At 45.3% G+C, this 22,886-nt stretch carries 18 protein-coding genes and 1 pseudogene; 5 read left to right on the forward strand and 14 right to left on the reverse strand.

The window, feature by feature from the left end:
• Positions 1-153 precede the first annotated feature (153 nt).
• The 3 genes from SDEN_RS16000 to SDEN_RS16010 all read right to left on the reverse strand — a co-directional run bounded on the left by SDEN_RS16000 (position 154) and on the right by SDEN_RS16010 (position 2,185).
• A complete protein-coding gene (locus SDEN_RS16000) occupies positions 154-1,032 on the reverse strand; it encodes a radical SAM protein (protein ID WP_011497500.1) in 879 nt (292 codons plus the stop codon).
• Entirely contained in the window at positions 1,029-1,493 is a 465-nt protein-coding gene (locus SDEN_RS16005; RefSeq protein ID WP_011497501.1) for a GNAT family N-acetyltransferase, read from the reverse strand. Before SDEN_RS16005 ends, SDEN_RS16000 begins: the two co-directional genes overlap by 4 nt.
• Before the next feature lie 80 nt (positions 1,494-1,573).
• Complete coding sequence (locus SDEN_RS16010; RefSeq protein WP_011497502.1) at positions 1,574-2,185, reverse strand: TetR/AcrR family transcriptional regulator; 612 nt, start codon at positions 2,183-2,185, stop codon at positions 1,574-1,576.
• Between the two features lie 224 nt (positions 2,186-2,409).
• On the opposite strand from SDEN_RS16010, the gene SDEN_RS16015 reads away from it, so the two are divergent.
• The 3 genes from SDEN_RS16015 to SDEN_RS16025 are packed head-to-tail and all read left to right on the forward strand — an operon-like array spanning position 2,410 to position 8,398.
• The gene (locus SDEN_RS16015) at positions 2,410-3,666 is read left to right on the forward strand and encodes an efflux RND transporter periplasmic adaptor subunit (RefSeq protein ID WP_011497503.1); all 1,257 of its coding nucleotides are present in this window, start codon (positions 2,410-2,412) and stop codon (positions 3,664-3,666) included.
• 12 nt (positions 3,667-3,678) lie between these two features.
• Positions 3,679-6,915: an efflux RND transporter permease subunit gene (locus SDEN_RS16020; RefSeq protein WP_011497504.1), complete on the forward strand. Its 3,237-nt coding sequence runs from the start codon at positions 3,679-3,681 to the stop codon at positions 6,913-6,915.
• Positions 6,908-8,398 carry an efflux transporter outer membrane subunit gene (locus SDEN_RS16025; protein ID WP_011497505.1) on the forward strand — a complete coding sequence of 497 codons (1,491 nt, stop codon included), beginning with the start codon at positions 6,908-6,910 and terminating at the stop codon, positions 8,396-8,398. The genes SDEN_RS16020 and SDEN_RS16025 overlap by 8 nt, the downstream gene beginning before the upstream one ends.
• A gap of 394 nt (positions 8,399-8,792) precedes the next feature.
• Here the strand turns inward: SDEN_RS16025 and SDEN_RS16030 are convergent, their stop codons facing one another.
• The 7 genes from SDEN_RS16030 to SDEN_RS16060 all read right to left on the reverse strand — a co-directional run bounded on the left by SDEN_RS16030 (position 8,793) and on the right by SDEN_RS16060 (position 16,497).
• A complete protein-coding gene (locus SDEN_RS16030) occupies positions 8,793-9,644 on the reverse strand; it encodes a TIR domain-containing protein (RefSeq protein WP_011497506.1) in 852 nt (283 codons plus the stop codon).
• A 114-nt stretch (positions 9,645-9,758) separates the two neighbouring features.
• Complete coding sequence (locus SDEN_RS16035; protein WP_011497507.1) at positions 9,759-10,466, reverse strand: hypothetical protein; 708 nt, start codon at positions 10,464-10,466, stop codon at positions 9,759-9,761.
• Positions 10,467-11,151: 685 nt separating this feature from the next.
• Positions 11,152-12,129, reverse strand: coding sequence for a hypothetical protein (locus SDEN_RS16040; protein WP_011497508.1), 978 nt, complete (start codon positions 12,127-12,129; stop codon positions 11,152-11,154).
• Between the two features lie 599 nt (positions 12,130-12,728).
• Positions 12,729-13,151: a hypothetical protein gene (locus SDEN_RS16045; protein ID WP_157599874.1), complete on the reverse strand. Its 423-nt coding sequence runs from the start codon at positions 13,149-13,151 to the stop codon at positions 12,729-12,731.
• Between the two features lie 209 nt (positions 13,152-13,360).
• The gene (locus SDEN_RS16050) at positions 13,361-13,858 is read right to left on the reverse strand and encodes a GNAT family N-acetyltransferase (RefSeq protein WP_011497510.1); all 498 of its coding nucleotides are present in this window, start codon (positions 13,856-13,858) and stop codon (positions 13,361-13,363) included.
• Positions 13,859-14,184: 326 nt separating this feature from the next.
• Positions 14,185-15,162 (reverse strand): hypothetical protein, encoded by a 978-nt coding sequence (locus SDEN_RS16055; protein ID WP_011497511.1) that lies wholly within the window; start codon positions 15,160-15,162, stop codon positions 14,185-14,187.
• Positions 15,163-15,243: 81 nt separating this feature from the next.
• Entirely contained in the window at positions 15,244-16,497 is a 1,254-nt protein-coding gene (locus SDEN_RS16060; protein ID WP_198134606.1) for a hypothetical protein, read from the reverse strand.
• Between the two features lie 235 nt (positions 16,498-16,732).
• On the opposite strand from SDEN_RS16060, the pseudogene SDEN_RS21055 reads away from it, so the two are divergent.
• Positions 16,733-16,876 (forward strand): annotated as a pseudogene (locus tag SDEN_RS21055) (IS982 family transposase); the annotation flags it as partial.
• A 43-nt stretch (positions 16,877-16,919) separates the two neighbouring features.
• Here the strand turns inward: SDEN_RS21055 and SDEN_RS16065 are convergent.
• The 4 genes from SDEN_RS16065 to SDEN_RS16080 all read right to left on the reverse strand — a co-directional run bounded on the left by SDEN_RS16065 (position 16,920) and on the right by SDEN_RS16080 (position 22,026).
• Positions 16,920-18,338 (reverse strand): hypothetical protein, encoded by a 1,419-nt coding sequence (locus tag SDEN_RS16065; protein ID WP_011497513.1) that lies wholly within the window; start codon positions 18,336-18,338, stop codon positions 16,920-16,922.
• A 214-nt stretch (positions 18,339-18,552) separates the two neighbouring features.
• Entirely contained in the window at positions 18,553-18,810 is a 258-nt protein-coding gene (locus SDEN_RS16070; RefSeq protein WP_011497514.1) for a YgjV family protein, read from the reverse strand.
• Between the two features lie 119 nt (positions 18,811-18,929).
• Positions 18,930-19,367, reverse strand: a complete 438-nt coding sequence (locus tag SDEN_RS16075; protein WP_041405854.1) for a PaaI family thioesterase — start codon at positions 19,365-19,367, stop codon at positions 18,930-18,932.
• A 151-nt stretch (positions 19,368-19,518) separates the two neighbouring features.
• Positions 19,519-22,026 (reverse strand): S8 family serine peptidase, encoded by a 2,508-nt coding sequence (locus tag SDEN_RS16080; protein ID WP_011497516.1) that lies wholly within the window; start codon positions 22,024-22,026, stop codon positions 19,519-19,521.
• Between the two features lie 411 nt (positions 22,027-22,437).
• Here SDEN_RS16080 and SDEN_RS16085 point away from each other — a divergent pair, with 411 nt between their 5' ends.
• Positions 22,438-22,866: a curlin gene (locus tag SDEN_RS16085; RefSeq protein ID WP_011497517.1), complete on the forward strand. Its 429-nt coding sequence runs from the start codon at positions 22,438-22,440 to the stop codon at positions 22,864-22,866.
• The last annotated feature ends 20 nt before the right edge of the window (positions 22,867-22,886 follow it).

Raw genomic sequence — 22,886 nt, forward strand, 5'->3', positions numbered from 1 at the left:
CGATATTTTCACGCAATACGCAACGAATTTATATGCATAAAGAGTAGTTTTTTATGCTCAAGCCTTTGAAAGCCAATTCAAAGGAAACACTATTAACTTAGCACACTTAGTTTAGGCTTTCCGTATTACTGCTGCAAATGCCCAATGAGCTTATTATAAACCCCGCTGCCATTCTTGGCGAAGTGGGATAGTCCCTTTGATTGCATGATCCACTTGGGCCACCAGCGCGGCTTTGTCTTTACCCAGTACGCCTTTCAGCACTAAATAATTAGACGCATGATCTGAGCGGAAGATGGTTTTCTCAAGCTCTAAATGGCTAAGTAATATGCCCATTTCTTTGAGCAAGCCTTGGGTATCGGGCAATACAAACTTGCCGCCAAAGACTTTGTCCATCCGCTCTGTGCCCAAGGGTAAACTCACCACTAAGGTCGACAGATAATCAGGCTGGGCGGCATTCATTAATCGCGCCGAATTAAGCGCATGCTGCTCAGATAATTCCACCCCGCCCAGGCCCATTAAAATCATCACAGATGATTTCATCCCCGCTTGTTTAATTTTCTCAAGCGCGGCAAGGGATGATGCAAAATTCTCGCCCTTTTCGATCAGGGTCAACACTTGATCATCGCCACTCTCACAGCCCACATACAAAAGAGATAACCCCATTTCTCTGAGCTCTTTAAGCTGTTCAACCGTTTTATTGGTCAAGTTACGGGGCAAGCAATAGCTGCTGATGCGGGTCACACTGGGCAGATGAGTATTAATTAACTCACAGATTTCTTTCAGGCGCTTAAAAGGCAGGCTCATGGCATCGCCATCGGCTAAGAAAACCCGACTGATGGGATAGCCAGAGGCAGCAGCGTTGAGAATATCTTGTTCTATCTTATCGAGTTTTTGAGCGCGAAATTGCTTTTGCGGCTGAGTATACATGTCGCAAAAACTGCAATTATTCCAGCTACAGCCATTGGTAACTTGTAAAATGAGTGACTTCCACTCCGAAGGAGGGCGAAATACCGGTTCAATATAATCGATCATTGTGCTGTGGGACCTTGAAATAACATGTCTAAATGGGGAATGCCATCTTCGAGGTAGACCTCTGAATTAACGACAAAATGAAGCCCTTGGTAGAAGTGGCTTAAATATTCTTGGGCGCCAATTTGAATGCCGGCCTCAGGCCAAGTCTTAAGCACACTGTCTATGCTTATTTGCATCAATTGCTGAGCCAGACCTTGGCCCCGCCCTGCTTTGGCGACCGCCACGCGGCCTATGCTGGCTTGGGGGTAACTCAGGCCTGGGGCCAACAAACGGCTATAGGCCAATAAGCGGCCTCCATCGTCTGTGCCCAGTACATGTAAGGTTTGCGAGTGCCTGTCTTTGCCATCAAGCTCAGGATAAGCACAGGCCTGCTCCACCACAAAAATATCGGTTCTGAGTGTGAGTAACTCATACAAGCTGTCTGTGGTTAGCTGGGAAAAAGAGAGCACTTGCCAATTCATCGCATTCCTCTGGTTGGATCATTTATCTCCCCCTGCATAAACCTGCCAAAGATGGGGGCTATGTAGGTGTTGAGCCTTAACTAATCTTGGCTGCGCAACAAAGATAGGCTAAATTCGGCAATATCCATCAGCTCTTCAGCCGTGGCACCATTGGTCGATTGAATCGTCATGCCATTGAGTAAGGTCATCAAATAACGCGCCATCACGGCCGCCGAGTACCCATTAGGCATTTCACCCGCGAGTACTGCTTGCTCCAATCGAGCTCTCACCGCATCCTCACCTTCCAGGCGACGTTTTATCAAGGCCTGCTTAATGCTAGAGTTTTCATCACTGCAAGCCAGTGCACCTTGCACCACCACACAACCTTGGGGATGGTTTTTATCCGCCAAACTCAAGGCGGCACCTTTGAGCAAGGCTTCTAGCACAGCGTATAAGTTAGGCTGGGCTAATGCAGGCATAAAAAAGCCACAAGGACGATTTGAATAAAGATCGATGGCCTTAAGAAATAACTCTTCTTTGTTACCAAAGGTGGAGTACAGGCTAGGTTTGTTGATCCCCATGGCCTTAGTTAAATCAGTTAATGAGGTGCCTTCATAGCCCTTTTGCCAAAACACTTCTAAGGCCTTTTCTAGGGCTTCTTCGGGATCAAAAGCCCTTGGACGGCCTAAGGCAGAACAGGATGTGGCAGACATAGAAAACTCCTCGTTTAACAATTATCCACATAATAAACAGCCTCACAGTCCTTGTCTAGGCAATCACAGTTAGCCTTCATGGGATTAACAATCAGCCTTTAGATTAAATTACCAATCGGTACAAAAAAGGTTGACTCACTTTTTAAAATGGATAATCATACCGACCGGTACAAATATTCTTGCTCTTTTTAGCAACGATTGCAAACACTATTAAGGAAATTGTCATGGCGACGACAAATACGCGTAAAAAATTTATCTTAGGTAACCTGACCGCTCTGGTGCTATCGGCGTTGGCTTTGTCGGCCTGTGGCAGTCCAGAAGCATCGCCGACGCAGCAACAAATGATGGCGCCGCCAGTCTCCGTGGCTAATGTGTTAGTTGAGCGCATCACAGAGTGGGATGAATTCACCGGCCGCCTGCAAGCCCCAGAAACTGTGACTCTGATGCCTAGGGTGTCGGGTTATATTGAATCGGTAAACTTTGTCGAAGGCGCGTTAGTCAAGCAAGGTGAGCCATTATTTCAAATCGACAATCGCGCTTTTAAAGCCGAAGTCGACCGTTTAAAAGCCAATCTTGACAGTGCTAAAACCGCCAACAACTTAGCCATCAATGACTATCAGCGAGCCAAGACGCTGAGCGAGCAAAAAGCCATTTCAGCCGAAATGCTAGACAGCCGTTTCGCCCGCAAGCAGCAAACCCTTGCCGAAGTGGCCGCCATTGAAGCGGCATTAATGAAAGCCGAACTCGATTTGTCATTCACCACAGTCACGGCCCCCATTACAGGCCGAGTGTCTAACGCGCTTATCACCCGTGGTAACTATGTCAATGCCGGTCAAAGCCCGCTCACTCATATCGTTTCAACCGCGCAAATGTATGCCTATTTCGATATCGACGAGCAAACCTACCTCAAATACGCCCAGCTTAGCGAGCAAGGTAAGCGCGCCGATAACCGCAGCAGCGAGCAAAGCGTGTACCTGGCGCTCGCCAACGAGACTGAGTTCAATCGTTTAGGCAAGGTAGATTTTGTCGATAACGCCCTAAACCAGCAGACAGGCACACTGCGCCTTCGCGCAAGTTTTGATAATACGGATGGCGATTTACTGCCTGGGCTTTTTGCCAAAATTCGCCTCGCGGGTAGCGCAAGCTATGACGGGGTATTAATCGATGACAAAGCCATAGGCACAGATTTAAGCAGTAAATATGTGCTGCTAGTCACCGACACCAACCAGTTGGAATACCGCCCTGTGACCTTAGGTGAAAAAGTTCACGGCCTTCGCATCGTCACCCAAGGATTAACGGCCAAAGACAGAATTGTTATCAATGGCATGCAAAAAGTCAGACCTGGTATGCAGGTGGAGCCGAACATGCTTCCCATGGCACCAGAGGCCGAACTTGAGCAGCTGCGCCAGAAACAAGCCCGTTTAGACAAAGCACAACAAGCATTAACAGCGCAAACTGCCACCAGCAGCACCCGCGGCTAAGGAAATAGACTTATGTTCTCACAATTTTTCATTAAACGGCCTATCTTCGCCGCTGTGATCTCCTTGATGTTTTTCATCGCGGGCGCTATCGCGGTGTGGAAGTTACCTATCACCGAATACCCAGAAGTAGTGCCGCCAACTGTGGTGGTTACCGCCAGTTACCCAGGCGCTAACCCTAAGGTGATTGCGCAAACTGTGGCATCCCCCCTTGAGCAGGAAATTAACGGCGTAGAAGACATGTTGTATATGTCATCCCAAGCCACCTCCGATGGCCTGATGACGCTGACCATTACCTTTGCCATTGGCACAGATGTGGACCGCGCTCAGACTCAGGTGCAAGCCCGTGTCGATAGAGCCAGCCCTCGCCTGCCTCAAGAAGTGCAGCGCCTAGGCATAGTGACAGAAAAATCATCCCCTGATTTAACCATGGTGGTGCATTTAACCTCGCCGGATAAACGCTATGACATGCTGTACTTGTCAAATTATGCGGCGCTGAATGTTAAAGATGAGCTCGCCCGTATTGAAGGTGTGGGCGCTGTGCGCTTATTTGGCGCCGGCGAATACAGCCTGCGTATTTGGCTAGAACCCAACAAAATGGCGGGCTTAAACTTGTCACCCGCACAAGTCCTTGCGGCAGTGCGTGAGCAAAACCAGCAAGCCGCAGCAGGTAGCCTTGGCGCTCAGCCCAGTGGCGGCGCGGATTTTCAATTGCTGATTAACGTGAAAGGCCGCTTAAGCACGGTTGAAGAATTTGAAGACATCATTATCAATGTAGGCCCACAAGGCGAACTTAGCCGCCTAAGGGATGTGGCCAGAGTCGAGTTAGGCGCCAGCACTTATGCCCTGCGCTCGCTACTGGATAATCAAGACGCTATCGCCATTCCTGTGTTCCAAGCCTCAGGCTCAAATGCGATTCAGATTTCTGATGATGTGCGCGCAAAAATGAGCGAGCTGTCAGCCTCTTTCCCCGACGGCTTAAGCTATGACATAGTGTATGACCCCACAGTGTTTGTGCGCGGCTCTATTGAAGCTGTGGTTAAAACCTTGTTTGAAGCCATATTGTTGGTGGTATTAGTGGTGGTGCTCTTCTTGCAGACATGGCGCGCCTCAATAATCCCCTTAGTGGCCGTGCCTGTGTCCTTGGTGGGTACCTTTGCCTTCATGCATTTATTGGGCTTCTCGTTAAATGCGCTGTCACTCTTTGGTCTAGTGCTGGCGATTGGTATCGTGGTCGATGACGCCATAGTCGTGGTTGAAAACGTTGAGCGTAATATTGGCGATGGTCTCTCCCCAATCGCGGCTACTCAAAAAGCCATGAGAGAAGTGACTGGTCCTATTATTGCCACCACCTTAGTACTGGCGGCAGTATTTATCCCCACCGCCTTTATGGCAGGATTAACCGGGCAATTCTATAAACAGTTTGCGCTAACCATCACCATTTCGACCTTTATATCGGCGTTAAACTCGCTGACATTAAGCCCAGCCCTCGCCGCATTATTGCTTAAAGGCCATGATGCGCCAAAAGATCGCTTAACCCGCGCCATGGATAAACTATTCGGCACTTGGTTATTCAATCCTTTTAACCGCATGTTTGAAAAGGCGTCACGAGGCTACGGTTTTATCGTTAAAAAAGTCATCCGCTTTGGCGCCATAGTCGGCATCATCTACCTAGCGCTAGTTGCCTTAACTGGGGTGATGTTTGCTAGCACACCAACAGGGTATGTGCCGGGGCAAGACAAGCAATACCTAGTGGCGTTTGCACAGCTCCCCGATGCAGCATCACTGGATCGCACCGAAGCGGTAATCAAGCAGATGTCAGAAATTGCCCTAGCACAACCCGGTGTTGCTCACTCGGTCGCCTTCCCAGGCCTTAGCATCAATGGTTTCACCAATAGCCCGAACAGCGGCATCGTCTTTACCCCACTGGATGACTTTAGTGAGCGCACCGATCCAAGTTTGTCGGCAGAGGCTATCGCCATGCAGCTAAACCAAAAGTTTGCTGGAATAGAAGATGCCTATATCGCTATCTTCCCGCCGCCGCCAGTGCAAGGCTTAGGCACTATTGGTGGCTTTAGATTGCAAATTCAAGACAAGGGCAACTTAGGTTACGACGAGCTATACAAAGTCACTATGCAGGTAATGCAAAAAGCTTGGGGCACCCCAGAGCTTACTGGGGTATTTTCAAGCTATCAGGTGAATGTGCCGCAGCTTGATCTCAATATCGATCGCACCAAGGCTAAGCAGCAAGGCGTGTCACTGGATGAAGTATTCCAAACCCTGCAAACCTACATGGGCTCGACTTACGTTAACGACTTCAACCAGTTTGGTCGTACTTATCAAGTAAAAATGCAGGCCGATGAGCAGTTCCGTCAAACGCCAGAGCAAATTAGCCAGATAAAAGTGCGTAACCAGCAAGGCGACATGGTGCCGCTGGGCTCGTTTATTAATGTCACCCAAGTGGCAGGCCCTGACAGAGTCATGCATTACAACGCTTACACTACGGCAGAGTTAAACGGCGGCCCAGCACCCGGTTATAGTTCGGGTGAAGCCCAAGCTGCGATTGAGAAAATTTTGGCTGAAACCCTGCCAAACGGCATGACCTATGAGTGGACTGAAATCACCTACCAGCAAATTCTGGCAGGCAACGCCGGCTTGTTAGTCTTCCCGCTAGTGATCTTGTTAGTGTTTATGGTGTTAGCCGCCCAGTATGAAAGCCTAAGCTTACCTATGGCCATCATATTGATTATCCCTATGACCTTATTGTCAGCCTTAAGCGGCGTGCTGCTTTACGGCGGAGATAACAACATCTTCACTCAGATTGGCTTAATTGTCTTGGTGGGGCTGGCGACCAAAAATGCCATCTTAATCGTTGAATTTGCGAAAGAACTGCAAGATGAAGGCATGAATGTCATGGACGCGATTTTAGAGGCCACCCGTCTGCGTTTACGCCCGATATTAATGACCTCCATCGCCTTTATCATGGGTGTAGTGCCTATGGTGTTCTCAACGGGTGCTGGCGCTGAAATGCGTCAAGCCATGGGGGTTGCGGTATTTGCAGGCATGATAGGCGTGACCATCTTTGGCCTACTATTAACGCCGCTCTTCTATCACTTTATGGCTAAACGTCAAAAGACTAATGTCGACAAAAATGTTGAACCCGATGACAGCCAAGGTCAGTTATTTGCGCCTGTCGTTAACCCTGCTGTTAACACGTTAGTGACTCACAAAGGAGCCAATGCAGATGCTTAACTTATCTCAATCAAAGCGAGTTAAACGAGTGACTTTTAAACGAACGGCTATTGCCATCTTAGTGGCCTCCTTGACTGCTTGTGCCAGTGTTGGCCCTGACTATCAGGCGCCTACTAAGGTGAATGAGCAAGTTATAGATAGCCAATATAGCCAAGCTGAGCACAGCCTAGATTGGTGGCAAGCCTTTGATGATGCAGAACTTAACCGTATCGTTAGCTTAGCATTAGCGCAAAACCGCACCTTACTGCAGGCAAGCCTTAATGTTGAGCGCGCTCAGGCAATCTTTGGTGATACTGACAACGACACGCTACCTAAGGGCAGCTTAGGCGGCAGTCATCAGTCCCTCAAGTCCCCAAGCGCGAACCCAAGTGCCAGCATGCAAGATAACGACAGCATAATACGCACCAACCAAGTGGGCGCTAACTTAAGCTGGGATGTGGATTTATTTGGCAAGCTGCGCCGCGCATCAGAGGCCGCCAAGGCTAACTCTGAGCAGGCAAGACTCTTATGGCGTGAAGCCAAAATTCAGCTGATAAGCCAAGTCGCCAGCAGTTATGGCGAGCTTCGCGGCGCAGAATTAAGGCACCAAGTGGCCAAGGACAACCGTGCCAGCATAGCCCAAAGTCGCAGCATTATTCATTCGCGCTTTGAAGCAGGTTTTGCCTCTGAGTTAGAGCTTGCGCGCATCGATGCCCAGCGCTATGAGCTAGAAGCCAATCTGCTGCAACTTGAGCAAGATAAGGCCCGCGCTAAGGCGACGCTTTCTGCCCTACTTGGCCAGACAGAGGTGTATGCGGCCAATGCTAGCGTTAGTGCCAGTGCTGCGCAAAGCATAGCGACCAAGGGCTCGGCCGTTAGCCAAATCCCGACCCTAAAGCAGCCTCTAGCAATGATGGACACTGCCGCAGAGCCGGTAAATTATCTACAACACAGAGCTGACGTCGCCGCCGCCGAGCGCGCCATTGCCAGCACCAGCGCCAAAATCGGTGTTGCCAGTGCCGACTTATACCCTAACGTATCGGTCAGCGGTTTCTTAGGCTTTATTGCCCCAGCAGGCGTGAGCTTAAGCAGTGATAATCAAGCCTGGTCGGTAGCCCCTAACATCAGCTGGCAGTTGGCCGATTTATCTTCAATTAAGTCACGCATCAAGGTAACTGAGATAGAGCAGCAAATTGCGCTGGCCGAATTTGAGCAAACGGTATTTAATGCCTTAGCCGACATGCGCTTATCCTTAACCGGTTACAGCCTAAGTCAGCAGCAGCTGGCTAAAACCGAGCTGCAATGGCAAGCCACACTCACAGCGCTCAATATCGAAAAAGCCCGTTATCAGGCCGGAACCAGCGAGTTTCTAGCACTGCTCGATGCCGAACGTGAGCAGCTTCGCAGCCAAGACAAACTCGCCCAGATGCAGCAACAAAGCTTCAGCCAGTTGGTCAATGTCTACCGCAGTTTCGCGGGGAGTTTGAGCCTAACGGAGGGGTAAGAGGTCAAGGTTCTAGGTTCTAGGTTCTAGGTTCTAGGTGCGAGATCCTAGGCCCGAGAACTTAAAGCCTAAAGCAAAGCCAGCACACAAACGCTGGCTTTTTGCTTTTTAGCTTCTTATTGATACGGCTAAAGAAGCTGGAAATTAGGTGAGTAATTTAAACTCAGGCGTATAGGCTCGCCATGGCATTCACTCATCGACACGCGTGGATACATCCATGTAGCTCGCTTCGACGTCCTGTCTCAGACGGTCGTCTCGCAAATTGCCATGGTTCACATTTTTAGCATTGGTGGAACCTGTTGACTTAAAAAGCGGGCGTGAAAATTTAGTTGTGGGTGGCCGGTTAAATTCTGTAGACGATGCTAAATCACGCGATTTGTAGTATCCATTTCTGTTAGCTGCGTACTGGAGGTTGTTGAGGAACGTCCCTGCCAGATTGTCGTTTCTTTGGTGCAATAAGAGTTTCAATACGATTTTGATTTGATAAGCAAACGTCAATTCCGTACTCAGTTAACTTGTAGCTAAAATACTCATTGCCATTAAAGTCCGAAGTATTTAACTTTTCGATCATACCTGAACGAGTGAGCTTTATTACTGCCAAGTTGACCTGTGCTGAACTAAAATCATAATTATTAAAACGGTTATACAAGTCCCAACTAGCGCAGCCATCTACATCAGAGTTAACAGACTCAAGCAACACAGACAATGCGATCATATCAGTGTCGGTGAGCGTTGCTAATTGAGCATTGACATCAATGCGTGGCTTTTCCTGCACAGAATCAAGTTCAAGCAAGCCTTGCGCTTTGAAAGCTCGCTTGATTTGTGTAGCGGAGTAATTAAGAGATGACGCTAAGTCCTCATCACTTCTGTTTGCATCAAAGTCAGTTGGAGTAATCCCTAGAAGATCACTTGGGAAATGCAGGTCAACGTCACGTGGCTTAACAATAAAGCACCTGTTCTTTCCAATTGCACCAATAAACAAACCAAGTTCAAAAACCACATTGTCTCTTACAGCGTACTTTTCTCTAGACTTCATAATTGTCAGGTCGTCTGGAGAGAAAATAAAAATTGAGAAATCCACGGATTTAGCTTTTGAAATTAAATCATCAAGAGCGTTACTCGATAGATTAAATGTTCCGTTCCGCCATATTGTAACTTCCGCATCAAACTCTAAGTTCTCAGCAATTGCATCTGCAATAGGCAAGCTTTCGACAGATGAGCCTATAAATACTCTTGGTTTTCTCATTATTTCTCCAACTTCTTATTATACTTTTTGCCACAAAGCAGCTAACGCTCGCATTTGTGGTTGGTTTGGAGCGCAGCGGAAAACCAATCCGACAACATGCGCTTGATAACCGTTCTATTCTGCTGTTGGTTCAAATAGCTCACCAGCTTTCTCTTTAATCAAATCGATACCTGCGTCAATGATTGGCGAAATAAAGTCGGATGCTTTGTTCATTAAAGCTTCACCTGTATCTGATGCCACTTTGCTGGCCACCTTTTTAAAGGTGGCCTTTAAAACACCTGTAAATGATGTATCCGGTGCGCCAGCAGCTACCAAAACAGCCTTAATATCTTCTTTCTCTTGAGGAGATAAATATGACTGTATAAGCGCAGTAATAGCATCAAGACCCAGTTTAATAATACTAGGGGAAAATGAGCCATCGGAAACATAGCCAAGTTTTTGAACTTTTGAACGAAGATGATCTGAAACTAGAGGGTTGTCTACTTCAAGTACATATAGATCACCATTCTTCTGAATTAGCGGCCTCTTTAGAAGACTTTTCACTTTTTTGTCTAAATCATCTTCAGAAGATAGTCTGAGCTCTCGATCGTAGATCAATCCGCGTGCCTTTGAACGCGTAACTTTCAGCTTTGATACAAATTCGTATAATTCTGGTTCATCCTCAATCGCTTTTAATTTTCCTAATACATTTAGAACGATTAACTCGACTTCGTTTTTAGGAAGAGCACCAAAAGCAGGTGTCATATAGCTTTGAAGAAAGTATGAAAGCGCAGATTTAGCATCTTCTTCTGTCGCGTCATTTACAATTTGATTGATATCCATTCGAAGTATATTCCTTGTTTTATCCAGTTAATGAAGTTTAACGCGAATTGCGGTTAACATCCTAGAATACTCATTCCAAAAATCGTGTAAGATACTTAAATTGTCATTAATTTTAGCAACTTATCAGTTGGCACAAGGTTTTTCAATCCCTTTGATGCTAGATACTCTTTAGTGGAAAGAAGTAAGACTTTAGATAATCGAGAACCACTAGCTTCACATGATATAACTGCAGGAAGAGTTTATATTGTTATTTTTCAGCAAGATATATTTAACTTCAGATAACACCAAGTGTTTTTACCACCCATTAAGATTGACATAACGAGAAGCAAAGTCGAACAGAGTAAGGTATTCAGTTCAGGCTGGATAAAAAACTATCACTTTAAAATTGAACCTGCCATCCATAATTGAACCAAATTGAACCTGCCATCCATAAACAAAATAGTCTAGTTTGAACCTAATTGAACCTGCCATCCATAAACAAAATAGTCTAGTTTGAACCTGCCCAACAGCGCTTAATATGAAGTGTTCACTTTCTGGGAATATTATTACACCTCTAAAATTGGTTTTACCTATTCACGCTGTGCGATTTGAGAGAATGATGAGTTAAAAATGCCAAGTCCAGACATGACGATTCGTCCTGTGAAGGGTTTCGGTACTGCTTTATATGTTCTTTTGAGTAAATGGCTTAGCTCGCTGCTAGATGCTGACAAGCGTGACAGTAATGCCGCCTTTGTTTTTCAAGGTGTTCACAGTACGCAGTTAATTCTTGCAAGGTGCCCACTGGGCCTTTGAATAACTTGCCAAATTCATTGATGATTTTAAGCCAGTTATCGGCAGGAATATTGAGTCGATTCAAGATGCTGTGACTGTTAGGGCTGATACAGCCTCTTTTATCATTTCGGACTGCTTTACCCGTATCTTCAACCAATTGCAGATAGTCTTTCAGATGAAATGTGAGCCCTTTAGGCATGTCTTTACGCTCATTACCCACAAAAGGCAGCAGTGCTTTGGGTTGAGTGCCATTTAAGGCGGCGGTGATCCGGCGTTTAATGCTGGTAAAGTCCGAGGTTTCAGGGGTTTTGGCTATCGTTGAGCGGATGGGATTGAGGTCAACATACACCATGCAGGCAAGTACAGCGGCTTCATCGAGTAACGCTTGAGATTTAAATCGGCCTTCCCAGAAACGCCCTGTGCATTCATCTTCTTCATTGGCTCTGCGGGCGATAGGCTCATTTAAGGCTCGCATAAACCAGGAAATATCGCTTAAACGGCTGCGATACAGGGCAATGGTGTAGGTAAGCTCTAGCGCTTCATAATCTTCAAGGGTTTCACCCTTGGCAAATTTTTGAGTAATGTCAGTGCCTTTAAACAGCAGATGCCACTGGTTTATCACTTCAATACCCGTCCAGCGATTGGCTTGATAAATGTCGATACTCAGCACGACATGCAAATGGTTGCTCATCACAGCATAAGCTGCAACGTCGATTGCAAAAACCTCCGCTAATTTAAGCAATTGAGCCTCAACCCAGCCCCGTCTATGGTCATAGTTTTTACCAGAGAATTTATCATCGCCGCAGAGATAGGCTCTTCTGACTACGCGACTACAACAATGGTACATGGGTGTATCTTCTACACTCACCTGACTTCTTCTAGGGCGCGGCATAAGCTCACCTTCGTTAATGTCTGTCCAGAGTGTAAGACTAGTTCAAAAGCCAATAATCTTCCATGGATGTGGCTGGCACCATTAACACCATGAAGGTGGATGGCACCGTTAACAGTCCAAAACTAACGCGGATTTATACATTGCCTGACCTTCGCTGGTTATGTTTAACAACCCAATGTAGGCCTTGAGTTAACAAAAAAAATAAATAAATACCCATTGCGATGACACCAAGCAATACAGGCCAAGTTGCAATGTACATATGTGACGCACCTTCATAGCATGGATGTGGCTGGCACCATTAACACCATGAAGGTGGATGGCACCATTAACAGTCTGCACCGTTAACAGTCCAAAACTAACGCGGATTTATACATTGCCTGACCTTCGCTGGTTATGTTTAACAACCCAATGTAGGCCTTGAGTTAACAAACAAAATAAATAAATACCCATTGCGATGACACCAAGCAATACAGGCCAAGTTGCAATGTACATATGTGACGCACCTTCATAGCATGGATGTGGCTGGCACCATTAACACCATGAAGGTGGATGGCACCGTTAACAGTCTGCACCGTTAACAGTCCAAAACTAACGCGGATTTATACATTGCCTGACCTTCGCTGGTTATGTTTAACAACCCAATGTAGGCCTTGAGTTAACAAACAAAATAAATAAATACCCATTGCGATGACACCAAGCAATACAGGCCAAGTTGCAATGTACATATGTGACGCACCTTCATAGAACTCGGGACGATCACGTATAAACACCAAGTAGCCCCATGCTAATAGGCCCAGAGTAAGTACAAAATCAGCTGCCAAACGATAAATATTGATGCCCCATAGTTTAAAGCTTGTTTTAGCTGAGACTAGAAACGCTACAGCAGCAGGAAGGCCCGTGGCAAAACCTGCGACCAAAACAGAGAAAGCCACATTTACATGAATGTCTGAAATAGAAGCATTACGCAGAAAATCGAGAAGTACGTTTATGCTTGCCATTACTATTAATGTTGAGATCAACACTACTCGCCACACACACTCTAATTCTCCACGACAAATTGAATAAACCACTATAAAACAACAACATAGAGCACTTTCGCTATGCGCTCAAGCAAGATTTAGGTGCTTCATTGCTAGAAGGTCAATATGGAATGTATTTCTGCTGCCTGTTGAGCTTGAGGCCAACCTAGTTCATACCAGACTCTGACATCGATACCTCTCATTTTTACTCGTTATTTCTGTGTTACAAGCCGCGCCATATGGTAAGCATCAACATAGTGGCCATTTCTGAAAGCATAAGCTTTGGACTCACCTTCTATTTCAAAACCAAATTTCTTGTACAGTTTGATTGCACGTTCGTTGTCCACATAAACCGTCAGTTCAATTCGCTTAAGGTTGAGCCAGTTGTCAGCCAAATCTATAACCGTTTCAAGTAGAGCGCTACCGACACCTAGGCCCTGAACCTTGTCTTTAATACCCATGCCGAATGTAGCTACGTGACGTCGCCTCGGATTGGTGCAGACTTCAAAATCTATATTGCCCACTACCTCACCATCGATGACCGCAACATACGCGTAAACATGGTCAGGTACATTTTGACGTCGTTTTTCCCACATATCAGCAGATGGAAATGGCAGTTGTAATGTGTCGCTGTAAGCATTCTGGCATTCATAGATTTCTTTTATCGCTTTGGCATCTGACGGCTCAGTCCGCCTTACTTCAATGACCATAATCCTTTTTCCCCAAAAAAATGCATAACGCCCGTAGAAAATTGAACCTGCCATCCATAATTGAACCAAATTGAACCTGCCATCCATAATTGAACCAAATTGAACCTGCCATCCATAAACAAAATAGTCTAGTTTGAACCTGCCCAACAGCGCTTAATATGAAGTGTTCACTTTCTGGGAATATTATTGCACCTCTAAAATTGGTTTTACCTATTCACGCTGTGCGATTTGAGAGAATGATGAGTTAAAAATGCCATGTCCAGACATGACGATTCATCCTGTTAAGGGTTTCGGTACTGCTTCATACGTATTTTTGTGTAAATGGCTTAGCTCGCTGCTAGATGCTGACAAGCGTGACAGTAATGCCGCCTTCGTTTTTCAAGGTGTTCACAGTACGCAGTTAACTCTTGCAATGTGCCTACAGGGCCTTTGAATAACTTGCCAAATTCATTGATGATTTTAAGCCAGTTATCGGCAGGAATATTGAGTCGATTCAAGATGCTGTGACTGTTAGGGCTGATACTGCCTCTTTTATCATTCCGGACTGCTTTACCCGTATCTTCAACTAATTGCAGATAGTCTTTCAGATGAAATGTGAGCCCTTTTGGCATGTCTTTACGATCATTGCCTACAAAAGGCAGCAAAGCTTTGGGTTGAGTCCCATTTAGGGCTGCAGTTATTCTACGTTTAATGCTGGTAAAGTCTGAGGATTCAGGAGTTTTGGCTATCTTTGAGCGAATAGGGTTGAGGTCGACATACACCATGCAAGCGAGTACTGCTGCTTCATCGAGTAGCGCTTGAGATTTAAACCGCCCTTCCCAGAATCGCCCTGTGCATTCATCTTCTTCATTGGCTCTGCGGGCGATAGGCTCATTTAAGGCTCGCATAAACCAGGAAATATCGCTTAAACGGCTGCGATACAGGGCAATAGCGTGGCTAAGCTCTAACGCTTCATAATCTTCGAGGGTTTCACCCTTGGCAAACTTTTGAGTAATCTCAGTACCTTTAAACAATTGATGCCAATGGTTTATGACTTCAATATCCGTCCAGCGATTAGCTTGGTAAATATCGATACTAAGCACCACATGTAGGTGATTACTCATCACAGCATAAGCTGCAACGTCGATTGCAAAAACCTCTGCTAATTTAAGCAATTGAGCCTCAACCCATCCCCGTCTATGGTCATAGTTTTTACCAGAGAATTTATCATCGCCGCAGAGATAGGCTCTTCTGACTACGCGGCTGCAACAATGGTACATGGGTGTATCTTCTACACTCACCTGACTTCTTCTAGGGCGCGGCATAAGCTCACCTTCGTTAATGTTTGTCCAGAGTGTAAGCCTAGTTCAAAAGCTAGTAAGCTTCCATGAATGTGGATGGCACCATTAACACAAAAGCCAATAATCTTCCATGAATGTGGCTGGCACCGTTAACATGCTATCTGGCGCGAGCGCTAAATTAGCCCCGATGATCTTGGCGTTTATGTCGACTAATCCGAATTTTTTCATCCAGGCCACATCTTTGTCGGTAATGACTGGAGCTATGAGGCCTTGCTCAATGAGCACTTGAAGATCGCTCTTGGCTAACGGATTACAGATCATGTGTTGGTCTAACAAGGTTTGCAGCGCTAGATCATCGAAAACCAAACGCCTTAATATCCCCGCATTTCTAAGATGCATGAAGCCGTCCATGACCATTTCCGTTGCGCCGTAAAGTCCTTGCTTAAACGGCGAGATACCACCAATGTCTTTTACCAGCGTGCTGTCTAGAACGCTATCTATCGCTGTTAACGCTTGGTGATAATCAGCATTGTTTTGATGGCGTAAAATCAATGCATTCACTATTGCGTCGGACAAGGCGCCAATGCCAATTTGCAGGGTTCCGCCATCTTTAACTAAGCGGCTGGCATGTAATCCAATAGCATGATCCACTAGGCTAACTGACTCGCGGGGAATACCAAACAAGGTTTGCGGTATGGCATCATCCACCAGCAAATCAAAAATCGACTCGCTCACATCAGCATCACCGCCAAGAAAAGGCAGCGCTGCATTAACCACACCCACGACCATTAAGGGTTTATTGGCAGCTTGCATTTGTTCAATCAAATCCAGCATCACATCGGGATTACAGGAGAGGCTTAACCTGTCTCCCCGTTTAGCCACTTGCTGTACCACCAGATTCACCCCTGCGGCAACCAAATCTCGCGCCACATGGGTATAGTTTTGACTAATGTAGTTTTGTTGCGCGCTGGCATGATGCAATTGGCTGCCCGAACTGAAGTAAAACTCATGCAAACTAATATTATCGGGAAGCGTGTTTTGGTTTGCGTCATCCAAATAATCTAACCCAAGATAATCTTCGCCAAAATGACGCGCCGCAAAGGGGCCTAAAAAACGTTGCTCTACATCCGATTTAGCCTGCGGCACTTGCAATGAAAGCGCAGTGTAGATAGTGAGTTTACACTTATCGGGTTGTGATTTTACCTTCTGATAGAGTCGATTTAACAGCCGATTCGGTTTGCCTAAACCGAGCGCGGTAGCGAGTATGATGTTCTCGCCACAGCGCTCAATAATGTCACTGACTGCGGTATCGAGATCGTGTGATTTGACTAAGGGATCCATGGTTGACTCTTGTTCCACAAATGTAAGGGCGATTAAACACTATTCACAGTGTAGCGATGGTTATCATAATTAACCCAAAGTTTAGAAGGCCATACCCACAAATTCGTCAAGAACGAATTTGAATAGCTTCAGCTAGCCCGAAAGGGTGAGCGCCATGGATGGCTGCGAATAAAAACGACCAGTACAGTTATCTTCTTGATTTTTTTGCCATGCTATTGACTCATTAAGACAACGTGCTCTTTTGAAGGATGCCATCCTCAGCACTTTGATTAAACAGCTTACCGAAGCCGCGCTTAATACCGAACTTGAGAACATGAAAAAAAAGGTTTTATCAATGTGGGGTAGAGTAATACTTTCACGGATACTTATTATAGAAACGCGCAATGACCAGCTTAAATATAACGTGGGCATCTCGACACCCACGCTATAGAAGCCACATATTAGCCTGGAATGTGCTGTTTTAAAGTTTCCTTACAAATATGGATATACATAGGTCTTAGCGTGTTCTGATTTTTTTTAGTCAAAGGATAAATTTCAATAACTTGAGGCGCTTTATACTTAATTTCCCAAATATTTCTAGGCGTACCAAAATTGGAATCAAATGTACCGGTGATAATATCACCACTACATCTAGGTAAATCAAATGAGGCTGAAAATTTGCCTAAGGCATTTGTTGTTACTATTTTATGTATCTGTTCACCATTAACCACGGTTGCTACAACCATTTTCTCGCCAACAAGAGGGCTGCCGCTAGAGTCTACAACCTTGCCACCAGCACTCAGATTTGAGAACGCTTCAGTGTGGACATAGTCAACCAAATCAGTCAAATTACGATCTGTAGTCCACACATCAAAATCTGCAAATTTAGCGAATGAGTTACTTGTGGTAATTTTATAATTATTTAGCGCTGATGGTATTGTACTTGGCTTTGCTAGCGTACGAATATAATAAGTCGCTCCTGCGCTGCCATTGGCGTTAATTAATTGATCATGAGGTAAAACCTGCCACGCGCCAGCATTAAAAATTTCAACTTGATGCTCTGCACTACCACTAACATTAATCTTAAGTTCAGTCTCATTGCTTTTAAGCTTATAGCCAAAGTAATCCACATCTTCTGGATTATCTAGGTTACCTGTTACAATTTGACCTACCGTAATAGCTGGAATCTTGCTCGTAATATCACTATCGTTTGGTTCAAAATTATCGTAACTGCTGAAGCTATTACCGATAAGGTTAAACGCACCTCCAGCACCAGACATTAGCTCTGCAACTAATATGTAGCTTGCTTTAGGTAACACGGCGTAGGCTTTCTCTATAATACCTGCAGCATTTTCACTACTATCCACATGAGCTAGAATGCCCTGGGTGTCATCATACTGATATAAATAAAGATTAAAATTTGATGCCATATCTGCTGCGAGTAATTGACCTACTACTTTAGATTTCTGGCTCAAGGGCATAACGAAACAGTGCTGTTCTCCTACACTGGAGATTGTATCCGTATAAACAATATCTTCACTCAGATTATAAGCTTGTGCACAATTGATCTGATGAGGAGCGGCACTGGTAGTATTAGCCACCTTAGGACTCTCCATCATTAAACCTCTTAACTTGGCCCCTCCTTGTACTTTTGACAAGGATGTTCTAAGTGAAGTAACTAAATTTACTTTAGTTTCTCTAGGAATATTTCGCCCTTCACCTATAGGAAAATTATCAAGGATATCTGCCGTTGATAATTCAATATACACCTCTGAAGAAACATCAGCGGCTGGATCAGCTTGGTCAGAGATAGCAGTGCCTGCGAAGGCTAATGGAGTGGTAAAGACTGAGATTAACGCAATAAATTTTAACGACTTCATGTCATTTCCTTGTTTATTAATGAGCTTTTAGAATCAAGCTAAAGCCCAAAGGCTTACAACTAAAAAAACATCTAAAAATTGGATTGATTCCTATCAAACCTCTACAAGAATATCATGCAATACACTTTAAATTCAACACGATACAGAAAACAGATACAAAAAAGCTGAAGACTCGCTTCAGCTTTAGCTGATACCACTCAAATAACATGAGTGTTTAATTTGACGGCTCTTTTGGCTGTGCTTGCTCTGGTGCTTTGTAGAGTTTGACTAAATAATAAATATCAATCAGTACGATGAAGAAATTAACCAATGCCACTGGCAGCGCATCAATGGCCAAGCCATAGGCGACAAAAAGCGCTGCGCCCACAAGGTTCCACCAGCGAAGTTTCTTGATATTGGCCATCATCAAAGATATTGCCACCACCACTGAGGCTAAATAGCCCACCCATTCCCAAATTACTGCGTGTTCCATGGTTATTCCTAGTACTTATCAAAGAGAGTTAAGCAGAAGTTTAGCTTATTCTGCTTTTAGACTCGCCAAAAACTTAAGGCTAGCCAAAACTGAGACTTAGCCGGTTCTTAGTCCTAGTCTTAGCGCTCAACCACAGCGGCTGTCATGCGCGAAATGCAGCACAGTTCACCGGCGCTATTGTGGATAAGCACTTCCCATACCGAGCTGCGCTTACCTAAATGCACCGGCTTAGTGGTGGCGGTTAACACCCCGTTACGAGACGCTTTTAAGTGATTGGCATTAATTTCTTGGCCAACACAATAAAAACGCTCAAAATCCACGGCGAAATTGGCCGCGTAACTGGCAACGGTTTCAGCCAGTGCGACATTGGCACCACCATGGACTATCCCTAGTGGGTTATGGATGGAGGGCGTTGCTGGCATAGTCGCCACCATGAAATCTTCACCAATTTCTGTGATTTGTATGCCTAAGGTCTGCATCAAGGTGCCTTTGCCATGCATACCTAAATCTAATTTTTGGCAATCTGCTAATGTGACTTCTCTAAACCAAATGCTCATCAAACTATCCTTACAAAATTTTGGTCTCAGTCTACTCATAAGCGGGGGAAAATAAAATATTAATCAAGATGTTTCAAAAATAACCATAAAAAAAGGGACAGCTAGCTGTCCCTTCTTATGTCTATATTACTGACTTTATTATTGCTGTAAATTAAAACTCGGCAACAACAGGATCAGAACATAAGTTACCTGAGGCTTCACAGATTTGATAAGTCACTGAGGTGGTGGTCGCAGTAAAGCGGTCACGGTAGTTACCATCGTTATCTGTAGTGGCAACCATCGCACCATCACGCATGATGTTAACCGTTTCACCCATAGCGCCATCCCAGTTAAGGTCGACTAATGCACTTCCACGACGAGATAGACGTGTACGAGTCACGCCCGCAGTGATGCTGTGAGCAAACACTTCAACATCCATTGACTCGCTATCCATGTTACCTTCACTGTCTGTAACAGTCAGAGTAACACTGTAGACACCCGCAGCAGCATAGCTGTGCACTGGGCTCATGTCGCTTGATGTTTGGGCATCACCAAAATCCCAGCTGTAGCTAACGATATCATCGTTAATGTCAGAGCTAGTGTTAGTGAAGCTGGCTTCTAAGCCTTCAACTGAGTAGCTAAAACCTGCCACTGGCGCTGCAGGAGCTGCATCACCTAGGCCTGTGATCACTAGACCCCAGTTGTTTAATGTGCCCACATCGGCACCGACGTTATCACTGACAGATAAGGTCCAAGCCCCTGTAGCCATTTCGCCATTAAATGCACTTAGGTCCCAAGACTTAACGATATTGTCGGCACTGCCACCTTCACGGTTATGCAATACAGCTTCAGTACCCGTAGGCGAAGTTAACTTGACAACCAAGTCACCAATCCAAGTATGGCTAATATCGACGTTAGCAGTTAAACCAAATACCTGAACGGTATCTGTAACGTCAATTGTGCTGGTAATACCCGCTGGCGTATTGTCAGGGATAGCAACAGGCGTAGTGTTGTTATATGGGAAGTCAGTTAAACCCGCAGGGTAGACAGAAAGAGAAACCACTTTCGACTTCACGCTAGCGCCATCATCACCGGTCACGGTAATGTCATAATCACCCCAAACAGCGCCTGAGTCTGTGGCTACATTTAAGGTAAAGCTATCACCAGCACCCGCAGTTGCCGCGGACAAGCTTACACCGTTAAGTGCAGGTTGAACGTCAACACTCAAAGCCACACTGCCATTCCAGCCAGCAACACTGCCGACACCAAAGTCATAACTTACCGCACTGCCCGCTTCAACACTTTGTGATGTTGGCGTAACAGTGAAACGATAGCCTGGTGCTGGGTTGGCTTGATCTAAGGCATTGGCCACGTTAAGACGAGTACCTGAAACCGTTTTGCCCGTTAGTGCAGCGTTCACATCCCCTGACACCATCAACAGCTCTTTCATTTCAACTGGTGATAAGTCTGGATTAAGCGACCATACCAAAGCTGCTGCACCTGTGACATGAGGCGTTGCCATGGAAGTACCAGAATAAGTGCTGTAGGTATTACCCGGTGTGGTAGATAAAATCGCTGAACCTGGCGCGCCCATATCAACACTGGTTAAGCCCCACTGTGAGAAGCTTGACATGTTGTCATTGCGGTCTGTACTGGCAATAGCCATTACTGCAGCTGAATCATAACTTGCTGGGTAGCTTGGGGTGACATCATTGTCAGATGCACCGTTACCCGCTGCCGCTAAGAATAAAATGCCTGCATCACCTGCGCTGTCGATTGAATCCTTTAACGCTTGGCTAAAGCCACCGCCGCCCCAAGAGTTGTTGGTCGCTCTGACATCAACACCATGGTTAAGCTTAAGGTTGGTCATGTAGTCAATACAAGAAATCGCACCGGCTGTCGAACCTGAACCGCTAGCATCCAGGAATTGACAGCCTATGATGCTCACATCCCAGTTAACACCCACAACACCGACGCCATTATTACCTTTAGCGCCAATAGTGCCCGATACGTGCGTACCGTGGCCATTGCCATCCATAGGGTCGCCATTGTTAGCATTGGCGTTAAAACCATGCACGTCATCGATTACGCCGTTGCCATCGTTATCTATACCATCTGCAGGGATTTCACCTGGGTTAGTCCAGATATTTCCCTGTAAATCTGGGTGGTTATAATCAACACCCGTATCGATAACCCCAACCACTACACCTGTGCTACCTGTGGTGATATCCCATGCTTCAACCGCATCGATATCTGCATCTGCTGTGCCACCATTTTGGCCAGTGTTATTCATGCCCCAAAGGCTGACAAAGTCAGGGTCATCGGGCACACCAATGGCTCTCACTATGTAATTTGGTTCAGCATATTTTACCGCGGGATGCTTACTGATCATCTTAATAGCAGCGTGAACGTCAGCACCTTTTCTTAGGGATATTTGTGCTAACTTACCGCCCATCACATGCTTAAATTTATCATCAACACCATCACGATTTAAGTCACGTAATGTCCCACCGACGATGCGCTGCGCCGATGAACGCTCGTAATTTGTTACATTGTCTTTATAGACAACTAAAATGCTGTCTTTTTCATAAGTTACAGTAGATTTAGCCATTGCTGGCGCTACTGTTAATGCCATAGCACCGGCAATGGCCATTGCTACTGGAGTCTTTTTATTCAACATATACTGGCTTCCTATCGTCCTTTTTATATCCCAGAACCGGCATTACAACCCTCACTGTCACTTCGCTAGCCTGCTGCTATTGGCGAAAACATCATGAAATCCGGCATTTTTTTTACCCTTGAATTGTTGTCACAATGTTAAAGATAAAGAAAGCCCACTCAGCTTAATTACGACTTAACTACTAGTCCCATTAGCCTATGAACATTAAAAAAACACGACCGAAAACAATGTATAAAGCTATTAAAACAGTGAGATATAGAATTTACTCTTTCATCTAAACGACTTATTTTTATTCAAATTTATAGCCATAGGTGCAATTGTTTCATAAGTCTTCAGCCAGTAACTTGGGCATTGAATTTGATTCACCGAAGCAAAAATCATTTTGTTTCAACCATTGCAAAGGAGTGTTCAGTGCCAAGACAGCTAATACATTTTTTGGTCACTTGTCTCCTTCTGTGTAGCTTTGCACTTACTGCTGATGAATCAAAACAAGCTTATGAGATAGAGCTACCGGTAACCTTGCAAGGACTGCTTGAAAGTCATGGCCGAGACAATTTGGTCAATCTCTTTCAACATGGCAGCTTTAACCAAGCCATTTTGAGTCAAACAGGCATAGAAAACAGTGCCTATTTAACTCAACTCGGTATAGGTAACCAGACAAGCGTTATCCAAATTGGCAGTAATAATGAACTTGAGCTGTTACAGCAAGGTGATAACAATCGCGCGGATGTCACTCAAATTGGTAATGATAATTTAATTCAAATTAATCAATTAGGCAGTGCAACGTTCGCTATTGAACAAATTGCTGATAATGCAGCAATCACAATAACTCAGTACTAAAAACTCTATACAGGGAGCGT

The organism is Shewanella denitrificans OS217 (assembly GCF_000013765.1).
Taxonomy (GTDB): Bacteria; Pseudomonadota; Gammaproteobacteria; order Enterobacterales; family Shewanellaceae; genus Shewanella; species Shewanella denitrificans.